Below are 3,619 nucleotides of genomic sequence, written 5' to 3'. Positions count from 1 at the left end.
CCGAAGTTTGGTTTTTCAGACGGCCTGTTTTTATCAAGATTCGGTATAATGCCCTCTTTTACAAGCAAACCATTTCCCAAGGAACCCCCATGCTTTTACCCGAACAAGTCAAAACCCTGATTGAAGGTGTTACCCCTTGCGAACACGTCGAAGTCGAAGGCGACGGCCATCACTTCTTCGCCGTAATCGTTTCCTCCTCATTTGAAGGCAAAGCCCGCCTCGCCCGCCACCGCCTGATTAAAGACGGCCTCAAGCCGCAACTCGAAAGTAACGAATTGCACGCGCTGTCTATTTCCGTTGCCGCCACTCCGGCCGAATGGGCGGCCAAACAGGCTTAATTTGGAATCAAACAAAAGGCCGTCTGAAAACTTTTCAGACGGCCTTTTTCATACATTTCAATCAGCGCAGGCAATCGATACAAACGACAAACCGCATTCGTCAACACACAATCGCGGTGTCAACCCTACCGCCACAACCGCCAAACTAGCCCTGCCGTTTCGGGAAAAACTGCACCACATTCTCCCCTTGAGGCAACACCAATTTTTTCACGGCATGGCCGTACACGGTTTCAAGCGTGATGTTCAGACGGCCTTCGTCGGCAAAAATCTTATCCACACATTCCTTTGCCGCTTGCGGATTGCTGAACTTCAACGCGTTCCACAATCCCAAGGTTTCCATGTCCTGCCAAAACGTCCCGGCTTTTTTATAGCTCAACTCAAGCTTGGCCGTGTCGGTTACCGGATCGTAAAAGCCGTTGTCAGCCAGCATATCGCCCAAGTCGTGCATATCAATCAGCGTGGGCGCTTCGCATTCGATGCCTTCATGGTTCAGACGGCCTGTCAGCTCGCTCAGGCTGTCGCGGCCAAAGTGGGTAAAAAACAATAATCCGTCGGTTTTCAAAGCGGCGGCCCAGTTTTTCAAAACCGGCAAAATATCGTCGGCGCGGCTGAGGCTGAGGTTGGCCCACAACATATCGGCAGATGCCTCGGGCAACGGCGCGGTCAGGGCTTGGCAATGCTGCGGAATGGTTTTGCCGGTCAGCTTCTGCCAAAAACCACCTTTGCGCGCGGCGGCGGCGGTTTTCAAAAAATCGGCATTCGGATCGTATTCTTCAAACACGGCGTCGGGATAACGCGCGGCCAGCAGGCTGCGGCTGATGTCGGCATCGGCACCAATCAGCATGATGCGTTTGGGTGCATTGCGGACCAGTTGCAGGCGCTCGTCGGTGTCTTGGGCGAGATGGCGGTGAATCTGCCAGCGTTTGTCTTGTTCGGTCATGGTGGGTCGTGTCAGCGGGCTTTGCCCAGCAATGTTTTTATGGTTTAAGTCTGTTTCAGACGGCCTTTTCGACAAAATTGCGGTAGGTTTCGGCAAATTCGTCGGCATGGCTTAAAAAGGGCGCGTGTGCGGCTTTGTCAATAAGGACCAGCTCGCTGTTGCTCAAATAGCGGTGTAAATATTCGCCCATGCGCGGCGGCGTGATGGCGTCTTTCTGTCCAAACACCAGCAATGACGGCGTTTGAATCAGCGACAACAGCGGACGCGCATCGGCATGGTTGACCGCTTCAAGCGCGGCCTGTAAGGCGGAGGGCGTGCCACAGCGCGCCAAATCGGGCAATACCCGGTTTAAGATTTCGCCTGAATGCGGCGTATGCAGCAGTTGCAGTTGTAGAAACTGTTTAATATGTTTGGCATAATCCTGCTGAAATGCGCCGACCATCTTGCCCAAGGCAGGTTGCGCCAAGCCTTCGGGATAATCCGTGTCGGCAGTCAATCGGGCAAAACTTGCCGTCAGGCAGAGCGATTGGATTTTGTCGGGATAAAGCGCGGTCAGATACAGGGCAACCAGTCCGCCCAGCGACCAGCCGAGAATGTGTGCCGGCGTGTCGATTTGTCCGGCGAAGGCTTCGGCAACGGCGGCAATATCAAACGGCTCGGTAAAAGGCGCATCGCCGTGTCCGGGCAAATCAAGCGCGCGGACGTCCCAATCGGCAGGCAGGCGCGGTATCAAATCGTCGAATACATGGCGGTTCGCCGCCCAACCGTGTATCAGATAAACTTTTTTGGCGGAGTGTGGCATGAATGTTCTTTCTTGGTGGCGCAGTTTGAAACAGCTCAATGCGCGATGTTGCGTATTATGCCACGATTCCGTTTCAGACGGCCTTTGCAGAGGCTGCGTAAACGATTTGACGGAATATTTTATCGACGCAGCACAAAGCTGCCCTTTGTGTTTCCGCCATGTCGCGGGCGGGGCAGTGTGCGGCAGTTGTCAGAAAAAGCCGCCCGCATTTGATAGAATGTGGGCCTCGCTGTATTACGAACCACCCGTCAGCAGCATGATACGCGAGCTGAAACACTTGGCCGATTTGGGCATGAGCCGTCCGTTGGCGGATTTAATGTGCCAAAACGCACCGGACTGGCTGGCGACGGAACACTTTGATTTTGTCCTGCCCATGCCTTTGAGCAAAGAGCGGCGGCTCAAGCGCGGATTCAACCAAAGCGAGGCGTTGACGGATATTTTGGCAAAACGCTACGGCTGGACGCTGCTGCCGCGCCACGCAGTTTTCAGACGGCATGGCGAGCCGCAAAGTACGCTGAAAAGCGACGAACGTCTGCGAAATATCAAGAATGCATTCAAAATCAAAGCCGAATTGCCGAAGGCGTGTAATATTCTGTTAATTGATGATGTTTTCACCACCGGCTCGACTTTAAACGAATTGGCGAAAACGCTGAAAAAATCAGGCGCAGGTAAGATTTTTTGCTGGAGTTTGGCGCGTCCGCCAATGAAAAAATAGCTTAAAGTTTTTGACACCCATGGAACATTTCGGCATTATGCCACTCTATAAGTGATTGATTTATATGTTTACCATAGTTTTGTACCAACCCGAAATCCCGCCCAATACGGGCAATATTATCCGCCTTTGCGCCAATACCGGTGCCGATTTGCACTTGGTCAAACCGCTTGGTTTCCCTCTGGATTCGTCCAAAATGAAACGCGCGGGTTTGGATTATCACGAGTTTGCCAAACTGACGGTACATGAGAATTTCGATGATTGCCTCAAGGCCCTTGAAGGCCGTCGCATTTTCGCGCTGACCACCAAAGGCTCTACTCGCCCCGACGAAGTTTCCTTCCGCGAAGGCGACGTGTTGCTGTTTGGTCCCGAAACGCGCGGCCTGCCTGCCGAAGTTCTCGACAGCCTGCCTGCCGGACAAAAAATCCGCCTGCCGATGATGCCTGACAGCAGGAGCATGAATCTTTCCAATACCGTCGCCGTGATTTTATTTGAAGCATGGCGGCAAAACGGTTTTGCCGGCGGCGTATAACAGGCCGTCTGAAACCGCTGCGTTATCAACTCAAGAACGGAACCCGTTTTGACTTTTACTAAAAAAACCCTCCTTTCCTTAGCCGCTGCCACCATCGGCGTCCTCTCCATCAATGCCGCCGTCGCCGACAGCGTGGTCCGAGTCGAAAAACTGCATCCTTCTGCCAACCGCAGTTACAAAGTTGCCGGCAAACGCTACACGCCGCTGACCCAAGTTTCCTCTTTCAGCCAACCCGGCAAAGCCTCATGGTACGGCAACCAATTCCACGGCCGTAAAACCTCCAGCGGCGAGCGTT

At 53.3% G+C, this 3,619-nt stretch carries 5 protein-coding genes and 1 pseudogene; 4 read left to right on the top strand and 2 right to left on the bottom strand.

Annotation, left to right across the window (positions count from 1 at the left end; translation table 11 throughout):
- Window positions 1-89: 89 nt before the first annotated feature.
- A complete protein-coding gene (locus ACTHUE_RS13115; RefSeq protein WP_003686612.1) occupies window positions 90-338 on the top strand; it encodes a BolA family protein in 249 nt (82 codons plus the stop codon).
- Between the two features lie 145 nt (window positions 339-483).
- Here ACTHUE_RS13115 and ACTHUE_RS13110 read toward each other — a convergent pair whose 3' ends face one another.
- Together ACTHUE_RS13110 and bioH are read right to left on the bottom strand one after the other, a co-directional pair.
- Window positions 484-1,278 (bottom strand): class I SAM-dependent methyltransferase, encoded by a 795-nt coding sequence (locus tag ACTHUE_RS13110; protein ID WP_440423675.1) that lies wholly within the window; start codon window positions 1,276-1,278, stop codon window positions 484-486.
- A 55-nt stretch (window positions 1,279-1,333) separates the two neighbouring features.
- Complete coding sequence (gene bioH, locus ACTHUE_RS13105) at window positions 1,334-2,080, bottom strand: pimeloyl-ACP methyl ester esterase BioH (RefSeq protein WP_070646425.1); 747 nt, start codon at window positions 2,078-2,080, stop codon at window positions 1,334-1,336.
- On the opposite strand from bioH, the gene ACTHUE_RS13100 reads away from it, so the two are divergent.
- From ACTHUE_RS13100 to ACTHUE_RS13090, 3 genes and pseudogenes are all read left to right on the top strand, one after another.
- Complete coding sequence (locus tag ACTHUE_RS13100; RefSeq protein ID WP_070646427.1) at window positions 2,079-2,795, top strand: ComF family protein; 717 nt, start codon at window positions 2,079-2,081, stop codon at window positions 2,793-2,795. The two genes, bioH and ACTHUE_RS13100, sit on opposite strands and share 2 nt — an antisense overlap.
- A gap of 64 nt (window positions 2,796-2,859) precedes the next feature.
- Entirely contained in the window at window positions 2,860-3,324 is a 465-nt protein-coding gene (gene trmL / locus ACTHUE_RS13095) for a tRNA (uridine(34)/cytosine(34)/5-carboxymethylaminomethyluridine(34)-2'-O)-methyltransferase TrmL (RefSeq protein WP_070461542.1), read from the top strand.
- 48 nt (window positions 3,325-3,372) lie between these two features.
- Window positions 3,373-3,619, top strand: a pseudogene (locus ACTHUE_RS13090) (septal ring lytic transglycosylase RlpA family protein); the annotation flags it as partial.

This window comes from Neisseria sp. P0021.S005, assembly GCF_051956955.1.
Note: the sequence above shows the minus strand (reverse complement) of the source record. Positions and strands in the feature narration are given on the sequence as shown.

What these genes read in the sequence shown, in the direction of transcription:
- ACTHUE_RS13115 (WP_003686612.1), top strand. Translation starts at nt 90, where the DNA reads ATGCTTTTACCCGAACAAGTCAAAACCCTGATTGAAGGTGTTACCCCT.
- ACTHUE_RS13110 (WP_440423675.1), bottom strand. Translation starts at nt 1,278, where the DNA reads ATGACCGAACAAGACAAACGCTGGCAGATTCACCGCCATCTCGCCCAA.
- ACTHUE_RS13100 (WP_070646427.1), top strand. Translation starts at nt 2,079, where the DNA reads ATGAATGTTCTTTCTTGGTGGCGCAGTTTGAAACAGCTCAATGCGCGA.
- bioH (WP_070646425.1), bottom strand. Translation starts at nt 2,080, where the DNA reads ATGCCACACTCCGCCAAAAAAGTTTATCTGATACACGGTTGGGCGGCG.
- trmL (WP_070461542.1), top strand. Translation starts at nt 2,860, where the DNA reads ATGTTTACCATAGTTTTGTACCAACCCGAAATCCCGCCCAATACGGGC.